Source organism: Xenorhabdus budapestensis (assembly GCF_017743015.1).
Taxonomy (GTDB): domain Bacteria; phylum Pseudomonadota; class Gammaproteobacteria; order Enterobacterales; family Enterobacteriaceae; genus Xenorhabdus; species Xenorhabdus budapestensis.
Map to the genome: position 1 here is coordinate 1,337,596 of NZ_CP072455.1, position 14,238 is coordinate 1,351,833.

The following is a 14,238-nucleotide window of genomic DNA, read 5'->3' on the forward strand; positions in this document are numbered from 1 at the left end:
AGAGGAAAAGCCCTTTTCTGTCTGGTGCCTGTTTGCTAGTCCCTGAACTGGGTGGCACGGATCACATCGACGCCGTTCACGCTATAGCGCAAAGGTTGCTTACCATTCTTGAGCAGCACAAAACCGGACATTCCCGCAGGTAACTCACTTAATTTCAGCAGCGAACGTTTACGCGGTGATCGGTTGTCAGCCTCGATGGCGCATTTCGCCCCTGCGTGAGTGGTCACCATGTAATCGACGCGACCATTTCGGCCATCGCTTAATCCGGTCACGGTGAAATTCTTTTGCAGGAACCAGCCTTGCTCACGGATCTTTGCGGTGAGTACCGCTTCAAATTTCTGCATGTCGGCGACAGTGAGAAATTGCTCTTCCAGCAAGGTGATTAATTTTTCTTTCAGCTCTGTGCTCATGTTGATTTCCTCAATTGTTATTTTTGTATCACTTGGGTAGTACGGCGATTTTTGATATCCCATTAAGTGCACTTATCTAACTTAGGTATTCCCTACTGAGATCTATTTAAGTCATGTGTTCTTACTTGGCTGTGCTTTACCTTTCTGAACTCTCCAGCTCCCCCTTACCCCCTCGGTTCTCTTCCCTATTGATGTACTAGTAAAGTGATACATGGATAGACCTCCTAACAACTCCAGTTTTAACGCTTAATCAATTGCCCGATACGGCTATCGGCTGTTCTGTGTAACCCTTCATCGATCTGTAATTTTTCTTGAAGAACAACCGGAGCCATGTGTTAGCAGCTCTGGCGCCGGTGTTATCCCGTCGATGCGGCACAGGATCTTCATCCCGCCGAAGTTTGTAGACGTAGGCGTATTTATCCCTCGCGTATTCCCTTGTGGTTGAGTTCATCGCGGCAAGCATCTTTTGAATCCATTCCGCATCGCTCGGGTGATAAACATCGGGCATTGCTACGCGGGTAAAATCAGGAAACATGATCTTTCTCAGGGACCTTGTGTATCATCTGCAAAAAGTTGATCTAAGCTACACTTAACGCCTTGAATGGTTAGTACTTCCACCAGCTTTTTAGATATTGCTATGTCAGGAACTCTAATGCCTGTCTCATAGTGACTGATAGCTGAGGGTGTTAAACCAACCAATGCAGCCAAATCTTTTTGTTTTAGCTTTGCCATTTTTCTGTATTTTTTTATTGAGTTCATGATTATTCCTCCACAACACAGATAATATATTCCTTTTTGTGTATAATCAATACAAATTGTACATTGAAATACTCATTGTTTGAGAAGAGAATTAATACATGAAAGAAATATGGTATGAACTGGTTAAATCCAGAATGAGAGAGCTTGATATTTCTCAAGAAAAATTAGCCGAATCCCTGGGAGTTACACAGGGGGCGGTAGGGCATTGGCTGAACGGGAGAAGGGTTCCTTCTATCGAAATAACTATGGAAATAATGAAAGCCGTAGGACTTAATAATATCAGCTTTGATTCGGAGGGGACGATAAATCATGCAGAAAAAAAGATATCCACACTAAGCACTTATCATAAAACTAACTCCTTAAAAGACCGACTAAAAACCGTCTTAGTTAATGAAAGGATGAAACAAAGACAACTGGCAGATGCGTTGAATGTTAGCGCCCAGACCGTTAATAACTGGCTGAGTAGAAATGCTATAAGCAGAGAAGCCGCACAGAGCATTAGCGAGCAGTTTGGGTATTCACTAGATTGGCTGTTAAATGGGGTGGGCGATCAAAAACTGGAAAATTCGGTAAAACACCACTACGCTAAATCTGATATTCCTCCAGAGAGTGAATGGGTCGGAGCTTCCTCATGGGATAGCCTCACTCCATTAGATGATAACGAAGTGGAAGTACCGTTTTTGAAAGATATTGAATTTGCATGCGGCAATGGCAATGTGATTGATGTTGATTATAATGGATATAAATTGCGATTTTCCAAATCAACATTACGGCGGATAGGAGCTCCGACAGACGGTTCAACAATCATCTGTTTCCCTGCAAAGGGGAATAGCATGGAACCGGTTATACCAGATGGCGCAGCAGTCGCTATTGATATATCCCACAAACATATTACTGATGGTAAAATTTACGCTATAGAACAGGACGGATTAAAACGTATTAAGTGCCTGTATCGCAAGCCAGGTGGAAAGTTACTTATCCGTAGTTACAATCGTGATGAATATGAGGATGAGATTGCCGATGAATCCAGCGTGAAAATTATCGGCAAATTATTCTGGCATTCTGTATTGCACTATTAACCACACCTTATTAGCCCCAACCAAAACCCCGATAAGGGGTTTTTTTATGCCTATATAGTGATATATATCACACTTATAACACATCAAAAAAATAAAATTCATTATTAATCAATGCATTGAAAAATACCTGTATTTTTAATGCAAATTTGTGTTGATAATGCAAAATACGGTATGTATTATTTATACACACAAAGAATATATAACATCAATGCTTGGGGATATTTATGTTTAATGTAATTAGTAATATTGAGAAAAAAGCAGCTCAATCCAGCACCATACTTTCTATGCTATCCAAGCACAGCGAAAAAATGGAGCCATCGGATGTGGCTGTACTAATAGAACTTGCCAGTGAACTTAGTGCCGAAATCTCAAGTTGGTTTTTAGACATAGAGTCTAAAAATACCTCATCCATCAAATAAAGAACATTTTTACCATGAAAACCTTTATCTTCGCAGCCATTGAGCGTTCCAATATGAAACAAACACGCCCTGCATGTGTTAGGACTCAAGCAAGTGACAGGGAAGAAGCAAAAAGGTTATTAGCTCCTGTATATGTCATTTATGGCTGGATGGGACAAATAGTTAATTATAACCAAAATAAACAATATTAATTCTGAAAGGAAATAAAAATGAATAAGCAACAATTCAAAAAGGGTTTTAGTGAATTTCGTAAAGCAACACGTGCAGCCGTTAGAAGTGACAATAAATCTGCATTCTTTGATTTATGCTCTAGCTTTTTTAATCAGTTTAAACCCAGTGATAGACCAGTTTCTATTTCTATCTGGTTATATAAAAGAGGTTAACTAACTCCAGCTCATTATAAATAAACAATATTAATTCTGAGGGTATAAATATGACTACACCAATGAAATTTGCGGTTGAACATAAAGAAAAATTTGAACTTTATCGTCAGTGGGCTATATCCGAAGCGCCGCGTTCTGAAATTCGTCGTCGTTTGGCAAAACTGTGTTGGGTCGAACGTAAGTACTATCGTGAATGGGCGGCGCTCAGTTGACTAACTCCAGCTCATTTCCAAGTGGGCTGTGGTGAGTTAATAAATTAATTTGACTGTATAGTGAAGAAATATATCAACGAATCCAGCAAGAACAGAATAAGGTTGAATAACATGAAAATAAAATTACCGACTAGTGATAAATGTCGCTTAAAGAATGCAATAAATATTAATGCAGAAATGAATGTTTTATTAATATCATCATTGAAAGAATTAGAAGAAGAATTTGAATCTAAACAAGAAGTTGAACCTGATTATTACTATATGTTACGTGCAGTAAAACGATTATCAGTCTGTCAGTTTGAGGATCTTACTAAATTAAACGAAATCTTCGAATAAAAATATCGGGGTGGAATATGATAGATAAATTACAAACAGCCGTCGAAATTGCAGAGGAAGTTGAAGTTCAATTAACTCCATTAATGTTTGAAATTGATTGCGGAAACACAGTAGACGCATATTTAATGTGCAGAGGTATTTATCGTCAATGCAAGGTATTAGCTGAAAAATTAAGGGAAGCTGCTGAGGAATATAATCATGAAAAACAAACATCTTGAATTAGAAAAAGTTCAGGAACTGGCAGAGAAATTGCAAGCACTTCTAGTTCTCTGGATGTACGGTCGATTAAGTGAGAATGATGCTTGTATTTTAAGTATCGCAACTGAAATTAACCATAATGTATTACTAGAAATAGGACGAATTCGCGGAGAGTAAAATATATATAAATAGCATCATCATTTTTTTAGTTTCAATAATAAAAATAATTATATTAATTACAGCGCCATCGCTGGGGAATTGCTCACGCTAAATTCAGACTGATTACAAATAAGGAGTTAGGAATGAAAAATAAAACCTATTTAGATTTTTCTGATGCAGCCATCCAGGAAGAGAAAAAAGAAAGGTACGACCTTGCAGCCAGATATTGGGGAAGAGCCAAATATTTAGCCACTGATCTTAAGCATCGAATATGGGCTCAATATCACCAAGAGAATAACGAAAAAAGACATTCATTGCATCATAGCCATAGTCAAGCATTAAGAACCCCAAAAGACAACCAGCGAATAGCCTCAGAATTGAAAAGGTATATGAATAAACAGGCGGCAAATGATGACAGCATATGAATCAGCAATACAAAGCGCCAAAGAACTTCAAAGCAAAGGTTTATTTCGCCGTGCTGCCAATAAATGGGGTGAAGCACTTTCATTAACTCAGAATAAAAAACAAGAACAGGAATGCACGAAGAATAATCTGCGCTGCGTTCGGAAAGCACAAATAAAAATACAGGAGGGGTGGTAATGGCAAAAAGAAAAAGAAGTAGAACGCAACAAGGTTATATGGGAATGACTCTGGCGCAAGGTATGCGATTAGAAATAGATAAAAAGCAAGATTATTTAAATTCGAAAAAATACCTCTCTAATTTCCCGGCAGAAGATGAAGAAATGAGAATGCCACTTAATAGAGCTATGCGCCGTTTAGCAAACAGAATGAAGATTGAACTTAAGGAAGCAAAATAATGACCAAGAAAAATGAATTAGTTCCAGTGTCAGCCAAAGAATTACAGATTGTTGAATATCGCGGCCAGCGTGTAGTGACTACTGAGCAGTTAGCTGCGGGGTATGGAACTGACAAGGATAACATCCAAAAAAACTATAAACGTAATGAAATCCGCTTTCAGGAAGGAAAACATTACTTCCTCCTTGATGGTGATGAACTCAGAGAATTTAGGTTAATAACCAACCAACCGACAATAAGTCCGGTGGTTAATAAACACACAACAAAGCTTTACCTCTGGACAGAACGCGGTGCAGCCAACCACTCCAAGATGCTGGAAACCGATCAGGCATGGAACTATTTCGATGATTTAACCGAGTTCTACTTCACACGCCGCGACAGCATCACAACAGAAGCTGAGTTGTTAAGCAATCCCGCGAAGTTGCGTTCAATGCTGTCTGTGTATGCCGAGAACGTCGAGCGCCTTGAAGGGGAAAACAAAACCCTGAGTGCAACGGTAGGCAGTCTGGAAAAGCACTTTACCAAAGGTATGACCCTGCCTGCTTTCTGCAAAGGTCTGAACGGGGTGAATACCACCAAAATCATGTGGTGGGCGATGGAGCGGAACTGGCTCTACAACGAACAGAAAGACCCGGAGAAAAAACCGCGCTGGCGTGTCGCTTCCTATGCCCGTGATCGTTATCTCACCGAAGACGAAAACGAGATAAAGCCGCATGGACAGGATCCCTTTATCACCCGCACCGCCGTGTTATTGGAAAAAGGCTGTCATCGCCTCTATGCCCTGTACATGAAAGGTGAGCTTCCCATGAAGAAGAGCTGGAACGGTGAATACCAACATGACAAAGCAGTTTATACCCCGGAGGTCAAATAATGAAAAAACCTCATAACACTGAAACAGGATTTGATTACGGCAAGTATGGCGTAATTGTCATCACTGAGGCGGCCAACACTGAAATCGTAGGTTATGTAGAGGCGCTGAAATCATTGGACGCGGGTCAGTATGACCGCGATTTATTGCTGGGCTTTGAGTTAGTGGCGGCTATTTCTCATGGTTGGAAAGCGGGCTTTTATGCGCCAACCAAGGAACAGTGGTTGATGTTGTGGCGGTGGGTTGTGTCAGCCTCATTTGTGCAAGAGCAAATAGACAGAAACGGCACTCGCGAGGTTGATAACGGCAAGGGCGGTACTGATACCGCGGCTATTTACGTTAATGGTGCATCTGCAATCACGGTATACCCACTAGCAGAGCGCCTAATGTTGGCAACCCATGTTGAGGGGATCGCGTTTGAGCAATGCGGTAGCGAAGAAGGCGCAGATATGGCGGTAAGAATGTATATGGATTTTATCAATATGCAACCAGAGAACGGTAACCGGCTATCTGAGAAAGGGCGTGAGGGGCTTTCTATCCTGCACGATGACTTAATTAAATCGGTCGAGTCTGGTGAGTTTGACTCTATGCCGATCGTTCATTGACAAGAGGCTCAGATGATAACAAAAAACTTTCGCCTCAATGCCCTGGCGAACAGCTATTCAGCCGCTATCTATCACGATGTAAAGACCCGTAACGGCGGCGCTCACTTCACGATGCAAGTCGGCAAAACAGAAATCAATATCGCTATTGTCGAAGGTGCAAAAGGCATTCGTGAACTGGTGGACAGTTACGCACTGGAAGCATTACAGCAGAGTTATCCAGCATGGGAAGTTATCGCCATTGCCCTGATGGAGAAATGTGTCGTCAATGGCTGCCTGACGGACTATGGGCGTGAGATATGGCAGAGCATGATCAATGACATGGGTGACACACTGGCAGCCAAGGGGGCGTTTCAATGAAAATCGACTATCAGGATAAAGGCAGCACGGCACAAATTATCATTGCCAGTTTCATCACTGAACGCCGACTGCATAACCGTTGTGTTGATGCTGTCCTGTTAACTACGCCTGTTCATGTGTCTTCTGCCGGCTTCTTCTTCAGAAGAACCTTTCTCACAGGCAGGGTGAATCACGTGATGCGTGCTTACAAAATCATTTGCATGGAGGCAGACCGTGACTGAGGGACATCACCAGAGGGTGGACATTAACGACGAGCTGGTCAGAACGGTAGTCCACATTGACGACGGCAGGGATTACACCAAGCAGCATATCCACCGCATGAGACAAAACTTTTACATTCACGAGGGCGTCTGCCCTCATCTGCCACCCGCCCCCAAAGTGGCAGGCGTGAAGATAACACCCGTGAAGAATAACAAAAGCGTAAAGTGAGGTAAAAAGTAATGAAAGGCAAACTATTACCTATGGTTGTCGGCGTAGAAATCACTACCGATTCAGAAGGGCGCTTTAACCTGAATGCCTTGCATAAGGCGAGTGGTGAGAACGAGAACAAAGCGCCCAACCAATGGCTGAGAACCAAGTATGCAAAAGAACTTATCGCAGAATTAGAGGCTAAGTTATTGAAAAACAATCAGACGGCATATTTGCAGTCTGGTCAAAAAGCCATCGATGTAAACAATGGAGGTACATCACCGGGCACTTATGCTCATGAACTGATAGCGGTTTCCTATGCAGGGTGGATTCGTCCAGATTTTCAGCTTGACGTGAATCAGGCATTTATCGATTTCAAATCGGGAAAATCAGGTATCAGCATTAATGCCTTGCCATCACTTGATCACATGGTTGGCAAATTTGACGAGTTACGCCACCAGCTCACACGGGATGAAAAGAAAGAAGCTGAACTGCTTTCTGTGTGCAGCCAAATCATGAACGCCCGCAAAAAGACCAAAGGAAAACGCCAGAAAATGATTAGTGCACTGAAAGAAGCAGGTCAGATGTCCGTAGGTTTGATGGGAACAGTGAAGAAGAACAATGATCAAGATAAACACCTGGAGGAAAGCAGTCATGATCAATAACTCATTCCACCTGACACAAATCATCGCCTCGGTCTGGGGCGATCCTGCTGATATCACCCATGCAGTCTGGCAGGCTGGATACCGTAAGCCAGAACGGAAGGAAGAAGAAATTGCTGCACTGGTTATCGACGTAATGAATGGAGTGCCTGATCAGATACCCTACAACGAAAGGCCAAAGAATTTGGAGGATATTCTCACTACAGAGCTGAACAGCATTATTTTTGATGCGACATGGGAAGGAAAAGCAACACCAGCTAAAGTGGCCAAGGTGATTTTGGGGAAAGGGTATCGGAAAGGGGAAGAACGATGAAAATGAATACAGCACTTCTGCTAATGGCAGAATTCGGGACTTCGCAAATTCCCCTGTCAGACATGGCAGAAAGGTATCTCAAGATGAGTCCGGGAACAGCAGAACGCAAGGCAAACGAAGGAAAGCTCGGTATCCCTACATATAAGCTAAACGACAGCCAGAAATCACCGAGAATCGTTCATGTAAATGATCTTGCGGCACATATTGATAAGCAAAGAGAGCAAGCTTCAAAAGAACTGGAGAGGATACAATTCAAAAGAAAATGAACTAACAGCCCCTACCAAAAAGTCACCTCGGGTGCTGAGATAACAGCACCCCAATAGCACTCCTTTATAATTTATAGTATTGATTTATAATTGTATTTTACCGATTATAAACAGGTTAGGCACATTCTTCACCCTATAACATGCGTCAGCAATAAAAGTATCCGGTGTGTAAGTGGCTTTTATCCACGAGTTATAAGATTTATGCTATGACGAACGTTTGATTTCAACAGATATAATTTATGGTGTTAATAGATAAACCTGCTTTTCGTCGTGGTGGTTTCACATTTAAACAGTTCTTCGTTGGGCATGATAAGTGTGCAATGAAAGTTGGAACGGATGGTGTGTTATTGGGAGCATGGGCACCTGTAGATAATAGACAGTATTGTTTGGATATTGGGTGTGGCAGTGGTTTGATCGCATTGATGGTAGCTCAAAGGGGTGGCAATGATACGGTGATTGATGCGGTGGAGTTGGATGCAGATGCAGCAATGCAGGCGACTGAAAATGTTCAGCAATCTCCGTGGACTTCCCGCATTACCGTATATCAGCAGGATATTTATGAATTTGCCCGGCAAAATGGTTGCCGATATGATCTCATTGTGAGCAACCCTCCCTATTTCGAACCTGCAATTGATTGTCGTGATGAAGCTCGTAATCAGGCACGTTATACAAAATCATTGACTCACCAGGGGTTATTGGATTGTGTTGAGCATATGATTACCCACGAAGGGCTTTTTTGTGTTGTACTTCCACATCAGATTGGCGAAATTTTTGAAAAAATGGCCACAGAATGTGGCTGGTTTACCCATTATTGGGTCAATATTCGTGATAGGGTGGATAAACCGTTACATCGTTTGTTGTTGGGATTTTCCCGCCAAGAGAAAGAGATTCAAATCAGTGAACTGACCATCCGCGCGGCTGATGGTACATATTCAAACGAATTCCAGTACATGGTGAAAGATTTTTATCTTTATTATTGATAGGGTTATCGTTAATAAGCCAATTCAATTTCTTTGTAAAATATTAGGATAAATCTTTTTGTTTTTCGTCACTTGAAATCAGATGTTCCTCTGAATAGAGGCTATGATTTGTACTATAAATTAAGAATGCAATACAGAATAACAGGTGATTGTAAGATAAAATTACAATCAAAGTTGAACTTCACGCGTAATTAACACTCAAAGGTGATGCTTGTTCGGGTAGCAAGATATCATAACTGGTGTAATTAAGTATAAATGTGGAGTTTTACCTCAGGAGAGTGAGTCTCGGATGAGCGAGCAGTTAACGGATCAAATGCTGGTCGAGCGAGTACAGAAAGGCGACCAAAAAGCATTTAATTTGCTGGTAGTCAGATACCAGCATAAAGTGGCGAGCTTAATTGCCCGTTACGTACCTCAGGGCGATGTTCCTGATGTTGCTCAAGAGGTATTTATTAAAACTTATCGCGCGCTGTCTTCTTTCCGCGGTGATAGTGCTTTTTACACGTGGTTGTACCGTATTGCCGTTAATACTGCGAAAAATTATTTAGTTGCTCAGGGACGTCGTCCACCATCTAATGATTTGGATGCTAATGATGCAGAAAATTATGATACGTCAAGTTCTTTAAAAGAAATTTCGAACCCTGAGAATTTAATGTTGTCAGAAGAATTAAAGGAAGTGGTATTCCGTACCATTGAATCGCTTCCGGAGGATTTGCGGATAGCAATTACACTTCGGGAGTTGGATGGGCTGAGCTATGAAGAAATAGCCGTCATTATGGATTGTCCTGTAGGCACTGTTCGTTCACGAATATTTCGGGCAAGAGAAGCCATTGATAATAAAGTTCAACCTCTGATCCAACAGTAGTGGAAACAGTGGTGGAACAAAACAATATTGAAGGTACTTGGCATGCAAAGAGAGAAACTTTCCGCATTAATGGATGGAGAAGCTCTTGATAGTGAAATCGTTCGTTTGATCTCTGAAGATGCTTTAATGCAGAAACAGTGGGAAAGATATCACCTCATCCGCGATACATTACGTGGTGATGTCGGTGAGGTATTGCATTTGGATATCGCTAGTCAAGTGGCTCAGGTGCTTGAAAAAGAGCCTGTTCATATTAATCCAGCAGTTGTTCCGGAATCTCAGCCAAAACCTGAAACATGGCAGCAAATGCCGTTCTGGCATAAGCTTCACCCTTGGGTAAGCCAGATGACACAAGTGGGTGTAGCAGCTTGTGTATCTCTGGCCGTGATTATTGGTGTTCAGCAATACAATAGCAGTGGTAATGAGGCTGAAACTGATATTCAATTTGATAACCCAGTCTTCAATACGTTGCCGGTAATGGGTTCCGCTTCGCCTGTTGGTTTATCTGTTCCTGCCGAGAATGATGCTTTTGGTGGTGACTTGAGTATGCAGATACGGGAAAGTAATAAACGCATTGACGCGATGTTGCAGCAGTATGAACTTTCCCGGCGTATCAATGCAGAAAGGGAGCAAGTATTATCGGAAGCTGGGAATACACAACCCGGAGAACAAAGACAGCAAACTCAGAATAAGTAATAAGAATGAAATATATCGGTTCTTTCATTTTATTATTCGGAAGTTTGTTGAGTCCCTCGAAAGCCTCGGCCCAACAAAGCAGTGCCGGGGCTTTGTTGCAGGATATGCGGCACTCTGTACAAACTTTCGCTTATGAACTTGCTTTTATTAATTTGAGCCAGCAATTTTTGATACCGCTGCGATATCGTCATGCCATCATTGACAATCAATCCATTGCGCAAATTATTCAGATGGACAGCACTCGCCGTGAAATTGTTCAGCGTGGTAATCAGATCAGTTATTACGAATCAGGCCTGGATTCATTCAGTTTACGTGGCAACCATATTGTGGATTATCTTCCACCGATTATCTTTGCTGATTTTTTTCGATTACAGAAATTTTATAATCTCATTGATGCGGGTTCTACTCACGTTGGTGACCACCCTGTACACTTTGTACGTATAATACCCAAAGATAGCGACCGTTATAATTATAATTTATTGATAGATAAAAAAAGTTATCTTCCTTTGTTTATTGAGCTATTTGATCAGGAAGAAATGATGGTTGTTGAACAATTCCGGGTGGTATCGTCAAGGGTGAATGACGAGATAAAACAGGAATTGAGAGCCATTGTTGATTTGAAATTACCGCCAATGTTGGTTATTCCAGAGTCCGCAGGGAAAATGAAGTTTGATTGGAAGGTTGGTAAATTACCCGAAGGCTTTAAGGAAATTTCCCGTAACAGGAATTGGCTATCAAAGACAGAATTATTGGAATCCATTATGTATAGTGATGGATTGTTTAGTTTTTCTGTAAATGTAGTAAATACTGGTGCAAAGGTAGCCGATGAACCGCTGTATCGACAAGGCAGGCGAACAGTCTATACTGTGTCCAAAGGGAAAAACAGCATCGCTGTGATCGGCGAATTACCTCTTGCAACAATTAAACAAATTGCCGCCAGCGTTACGTTTGTGGGGAATAACTGATGGTTAAAGAATGGGCAACTGTTGTCCGTTGGCAGCAGGGTCGAGCGTTATTACGTTATGGCTCATCTTCAGGTTGTGGCAGTTGTCAGGCTAAAACGGCTTGTGGTTCTTACTTGTTAGAAAAATTAGGGCCAGAGAGTATCCATCAATTGGAACTGGAAATCGCGCAACCGCTTCAACCGGGGCAAAAAGTAGAAGTCGGCATTCCTGAAAGTAGTTTGTTACGTTCAGCCATGCTGGTTTATCTAACTCCGTTATTAGGTCTGTTTTTAGGTGGTCTGCTTTGCCAATATTGGACTGCTGACCAGTTATGGGTATGTATGGGGGGAATTATCGGTGGTATTGCCGGTTTTGCTCTTGCCCGTAAGATCGCCGCATACTGGGATATTCAACAAGCATACCAACCAATTGTATTACAAATTGGTTTACCTCCCGATACGATTAAGGTTCTGCATCAGGAATAATTTGTTTTACCATACTTATTTTCACGATTTTTTTACGAATGTTTTTACTTTCTGGTCATACTGAATGGGTTAGATTGAAAACCACAGGCATGACTAGGTTTTCACAGGTTTGGCATGTAGAATACGGCTCCTCAGGCCAGTGGCCGAACCTATAAATGTCGCTTTATGTCCATCTGTGTGTCCATAGGCGAATGATCCAGAAATATTAAGGCAAAAAAGATTTAATAATGAAGCAAATAAGAAATTTCTCCATTATCGCCCACATTGACCACGGTAAATCCACGCTATCTGACCGGATTATTCAAATCTGTGGGGGGCTGTCAGACAGAGAAATGGCAGCGCAAGTATTGGATTCAATGGATCTTGAACGTGAGCGTGGTATCACTATCAAGGCGCAAAGCGTCACCCTTGATTACAAGGCAACTGACGGAAACGTTTATCAATTAAACTTTATCGATACTCCGGGGCATGTTGACTTCTCTTATGAAGTTTCCCGCTCTTTGGCTGCCTGCGAAGGCGCATTGCTGGTTGTTGATGCAGGGCAGGGGGTTGAAGCTCAAACGCTGGCTAACTGCTATACAGCCATTGAAATGGATCTGGAAGTTGTCCCGGTTCTGAACAAAATTGACCTGCCAGCCGCAGAGCCAGAACGCGTTGCAGAAGAAATTGAAGACATCGTTGGTATTGATGCAACAGATGCTGTTCGTTGCTCTGCAAAAACCGGCTTGGGTGTACAGGATGTTATTGAACGTCTGGTTAAAGAGATCCCACCACCAGAAGGTGATCCTGAAGCACCATTACAGGCTTTGATTATTGATTCATGGTTTGATAATTACCTCGGCGTTGTTTCACTTGTTCGTATTAAGAACGGTACTTTGCGTAAAGGCGACAAAATCAAGGTAATGAGTACTGGTCAGGTATATAACGCTGACCGTTTGGGTATCTTTACACCGAAACGTGTTGACCGTGATGTACTGCACTGTGGTGAAGTAGGTTGGTTGGTTTGTGCGATTAAAGATATCCTTGGTGCGCCGGTTGGGGACACTTTGACAACAGCACGTCAGCCAGCAGATAAGCCTCTACCGGGCTTCAAAAAAGTGAAACCTCAGGTTTATGCAGGCTTATTCCCAATCAGCTCTGATGACTATGAAGCATTCCGTGATGCTTTGGGTAAATTGAGTCTGAACGATGCGTCCCTGTTCTATGAGCCAGAAAGTTCCACAGCATTGGGCTTTGGTTTCCGTTGTGGTTTCCTGGGTTTACTGCATATGGAGATCATTCAGGAGCGTTTGGAACGTGAATATGACCTTGACTTAATCACCACCGCACCAACCGTTGTTTATCAAGTTGAGACAACCACTGGTGACATCATTTATGTGGATAGTCCATCCAAATTACCGCCATTAAACAATATTAAAGAGCTGCGTGAACCTATTGCAGAATGTCACATGCTGTTGCCGCAGGAATATCTCGGTAATGTCATTACACTCTGTGTAGAGAAACGTGGTGTTCAGACTAATATGGTTTATCACGGTAATCAGGTTGCGCTGACATACCAAATACCAATGGCAGAAGTGGTTCTGGATTTCTTTGACCGTCTGAAATCTACGTCTCGCGGCTATGCATCGCTGGACTATAACTTTGTCCGCTTCCAGCATTCAGACATGGTACGTGTGGATGTCTTGATTAACGGCGAACGAGTTGATGCACTGGCATTGATCACCCATCGTGATAACTCGCAATACCGCGGACGTGAGTTGGTGGAGAAAATGAAAGATCTGATCCCGCGCCAACAATTTGATATTGCAATTCAGGCAGCTATCGGGACTCATATCATCGCACGTTCTACCGTTAAGCAGTTGCGTAAAAACGTATTGGCGAAATGTTATGGTGGTGACGTTAGCCGTAAGAAAAAGCTATTGCAGAAGCAGAAAGAAGGTAAAAAACGCATGAAGCAGGTCGGTAACGTTGAGCTGCCGCAAGAAGCCTTCTTAGCGATTCTGCATGTTGGAAAAGATTAA

At 42.2% G+C, this 14,238-nt stretch carries 28 protein-coding genes; 24 read left to right on the plus strand and 4 right to left on the minus strand.

The features are described from left to right. Positions 1–35: 35 nt before the first annotated feature. The 3 genes from HGO23_RS06240 to HGO23_RS06250 form a co-directional block, all read right to left on the minus strand. Positions 36–410 (minus strand): hypothetical protein, encoded by a 375-nt coding sequence (locus tag HGO23_RS06240; protein WP_209028321.1) that lies wholly within the window; start codon positions 408–410, stop codon positions 36–38. A 250-nt stretch (positions 411–660) separates the two neighbouring features. Further along, on the minus strand, positions 661–945 hold the full coding sequence (locus tag HGO23_RS06245) for a hypothetical protein (protein ID WP_209028322.1): 285 nt from the start codon (positions 943–945) through the stop codon (positions 661–663). An 8-nt stretch (positions 946–953) separates the two neighbouring features. Continuing rightward, positions 954–1,169, minus strand: coding sequence for a helix-turn-helix transcriptional regulator (locus HGO23_RS06250; RefSeq protein WP_099137276.1), 216 nt, complete (start codon positions 1,167–1,169; stop codon positions 954–956). A gap of 98 nt (positions 1,170–1,267) precedes the next feature. Between HGO23_RS06250 and HGO23_RS06255 the strand changes: the two genes are divergently transcribed. The 15 genes from HGO23_RS06255 to HGO23_RS06325 all read left to right on the plus strand — a co-directional run bounded on the left by HGO23_RS06255 (position 1,268) and on the right by HGO23_RS06325 (position 6,822). Next, positions 1,268–2,248, plus strand: coding sequence for a LexA family transcriptional regulator (locus HGO23_RS06255; RefSeq protein WP_099137277.1), 981 nt, complete (start codon positions 1,268–1,270; stop codon positions 2,246–2,248). A gap of 224 nt (positions 2,249–2,472) precedes the next feature. Beyond that, positions 2,473–2,667, plus strand: coding sequence for a hypothetical protein (locus HGO23_RS06260; RefSeq protein ID WP_209028323.1), 195 nt, complete (start codon positions 2,473–2,475; stop codon positions 2,665–2,667). A gap of 14 nt (positions 2,668–2,681) precedes the next feature. After that, a complete protein-coding gene (locus tag HGO23_RS06265; RefSeq protein ID WP_209028324.1) occupies positions 2,682–2,858 on the plus strand; it encodes a hypothetical protein in 177 nt (58 codons plus the stop codon). A gap of 18 nt (positions 2,859–2,876) precedes the next feature. Then, positions 2,877–3,050 carry a hypothetical protein gene (locus tag HGO23_RS06270; RefSeq protein ID WP_209028325.1) on the plus strand — a complete coding sequence of 58 codons (174 nt, stop codon included), beginning with the start codon at positions 2,877–2,879 and terminating at the stop codon, positions 3,048–3,050. Positions 3,051–3,100: 50 nt separating this feature from the next. Beyond that, positions 3,101–3,262, plus strand: a complete 162-nt coding sequence (locus tag HGO23_RS06275) for a hypothetical protein (protein WP_209028326.1) — start codon at positions 3,101–3,103, stop codon at positions 3,260–3,262. A 111-nt stretch (positions 3,263–3,373) separates the two neighbouring features. Continuing rightward, positions 3,374–3,598, plus strand: a complete 225-nt coding sequence (locus tag HGO23_RS06280) for a hypothetical protein (protein ID WP_209028327.1) — start codon at positions 3,374–3,376, stop codon at positions 3,596–3,598. A gap of 17 nt (positions 3,599–3,615) precedes the next feature. Beyond that, on the plus strand, positions 3,616–3,816 hold the full coding sequence (locus tag HGO23_RS06285; RefSeq protein WP_209028328.1) for a hypothetical protein: 201 nt from the start codon (positions 3,616–3,618) through the stop codon (positions 3,814–3,816). Then, positions 3,797–3,973, plus strand: coding sequence for a hypothetical protein (locus HGO23_RS06290; RefSeq protein ID WP_209028329.1), 177 nt, complete (start codon positions 3,797–3,799; stop codon positions 3,971–3,973). The genes HGO23_RS06285 and HGO23_RS06290 overlap by 20 nt, the downstream gene beginning before the upstream one ends. 125 nt (positions 3,974–4,098) lie before the next feature. Beyond that, on the plus strand, positions 4,099–4,380 hold the full coding sequence (locus HGO23_RS06295; protein WP_209028330.1) for a hypothetical protein: 282 nt from the start codon (positions 4,099–4,101) through the stop codon (positions 4,378–4,380). Continuing rightward, the gene (locus HGO23_RS06300; RefSeq protein ID WP_244967907.1) at positions 4,364–4,555 is read left to right on the plus strand and encodes a PerC family transcriptional regulator; all 192 of its coding nucleotides are present in this window, start codon (positions 4,364–4,366) and stop codon (positions 4,553–4,555) included. The genes HGO23_RS06295 and HGO23_RS06300 overlap by 17 nt, the downstream gene beginning before the upstream one ends. Further along, the gene (locus HGO23_RS06305) at positions 4,555–4,773 is read left to right on the plus strand and encodes a hypothetical protein (RefSeq protein ID WP_209028331.1); all 219 of its coding nucleotides are present in this window, start codon (positions 4,555–4,557) and stop codon (positions 4,771–4,773) included. Before HGO23_RS06300 ends, HGO23_RS06305 begins: the two co-directional genes overlap by 1 nt. Continuing rightward, positions 4,773–5,642: an ORF6N domain-containing protein gene (locus HGO23_RS06310; RefSeq protein ID WP_209028332.1), complete on the plus strand. Its 870-nt coding sequence runs from the start codon at positions 4,773–4,775 to the stop codon at positions 5,640–5,642. Before HGO23_RS06305 ends, HGO23_RS06310 begins: the two co-directional genes overlap by 1 nt. After that, positions 5,642–6,244, plus strand: a complete 603-nt coding sequence (locus HGO23_RS06315; protein WP_209028333.1) for a hypothetical protein — start codon at positions 5,642–5,644, stop codon at positions 6,242–6,244. The genes HGO23_RS06310 and HGO23_RS06315 overlap by 1 nt, the downstream gene beginning before the upstream one ends. A gap of 12 nt (positions 6,245–6,256) precedes the next feature. After that, positions 6,257–6,601, plus strand: coding sequence for a hypothetical protein (locus tag HGO23_RS06320; RefSeq protein WP_209028334.1), 345 nt, complete (start codon positions 6,257–6,259; stop codon positions 6,599–6,601). After that, positions 6,598–6,822, plus strand: coding sequence for a hypothetical protein (locus HGO23_RS06325; RefSeq protein WP_209028335.1), 225 nt, complete (start codon positions 6,598–6,600; stop codon positions 6,820–6,822). Before HGO23_RS06320 ends, HGO23_RS06325 begins: the two co-directional genes overlap by 4 nt. Here HGO23_RS06325 and HGO23_RS06330 read toward each other — a convergent pair. Continuing rightward, on the minus strand, positions 6,794–6,961 hold the full coding sequence (locus HGO23_RS06330) for a hypothetical protein (RefSeq protein WP_209028845.1): 168 nt from the start codon (positions 6,959–6,961) through the stop codon (positions 6,794–6,796). The genes HGO23_RS06325 and HGO23_RS06330 overlap by 29 nt on opposite strands. 80 nt (positions 6,962–7,041) lie before the next feature. Between HGO23_RS06330 and HGO23_RS06335 the strand changes: the two genes are divergently transcribed. The 9 genes from HGO23_RS06335 (at position 7,042) to lepA (ending at position 14,238) form a co-directional block, all read left to right on the plus strand. Further along, positions 7,042–7,674 carry a KilA-N domain-containing protein gene (locus tag HGO23_RS06335; protein ID WP_209028336.1) on the plus strand — a complete coding sequence of 211 codons (633 nt, stop codon included), beginning with the start codon at positions 7,042–7,044 and terminating at the stop codon, positions 7,672–7,674. Further along, positions 7,664–7,984, plus strand: a complete 321-nt coding sequence (locus HGO23_RS06340; protein WP_209028337.1) for a hypothetical protein — start codon at positions 7,664–7,666, stop codon at positions 7,982–7,984. The genes HGO23_RS06335 and HGO23_RS06340 overlap by 11 nt, the downstream gene beginning before the upstream one ends. A gap of 2 nt (positions 7,985–7,986) precedes the next feature. Continuing rightward, a complete protein-coding gene (locus HGO23_RS06345) occupies positions 7,987–8,250 on the plus strand; it encodes a pyocin activator PrtN family protein (RefSeq protein WP_209028721.1) in 264 nt (87 codons plus the stop codon). 239 nt (positions 8,251–8,489) lie between these two features. Further along, positions 8,490–9,230: a tRNA(1)(Val) (adenine(37)-N(6))-methyltransferase TrmN gene (gene trmN / locus HGO23_RS06350; RefSeq protein WP_099137237.1), complete on the plus strand. Its 741-nt coding sequence runs from the start codon at positions 8,490–8,492 to the stop codon at positions 9,228–9,230. A 289-nt stretch (positions 9,231–9,519) separates the two neighbouring features. Then, positions 9,520–10,095 (plus strand): RNA polymerase sigma factor RpoE, encoded by a 576-nt coding sequence (gene rpoE, locus HGO23_RS06355; protein ID WP_047684045.1) that lies wholly within the window; start codon positions 9,520–9,522, stop codon positions 10,093–10,095. A gap of 42 nt (positions 10,096–10,137) precedes the next feature. Further along, positions 10,138–10,788, plus strand: a complete 651-nt coding sequence (gene rseA / locus HGO23_RS06360; protein ID WP_209028338.1) for an anti-sigma-E factor RseA — start codon at positions 10,138–10,140, stop codon at positions 10,786–10,788. 5 nt (positions 10,789–10,793) lie between these two features. After that, entirely contained in the window at positions 10,794–11,753 is a 960-nt protein-coding gene (gene rseB, locus HGO23_RS06365) for a sigma-E factor regulatory protein RseB (protein WP_099137240.1), read from the plus strand. Continuing rightward, positions 11,753–12,217, plus strand: coding sequence for a SoxR-reducing system protein RseC (rseC, locus tag HGO23_RS06370; protein ID WP_099137241.1), 465 nt, complete (start codon positions 11,753–11,755; stop codon positions 12,215–12,217). The genes rseB and rseC overlap by 1 nt, the downstream gene beginning before the upstream one ends. A 227-nt stretch (positions 12,218–12,444) precedes the next feature. Then, complete coding sequence (gene lepA, locus HGO23_RS06375; protein ID WP_099137242.1) at positions 12,445–14,238, plus strand: translation elongation factor 4; 1,794 nt, start codon at positions 12,445–12,447, stop codon at positions 14,236–14,238.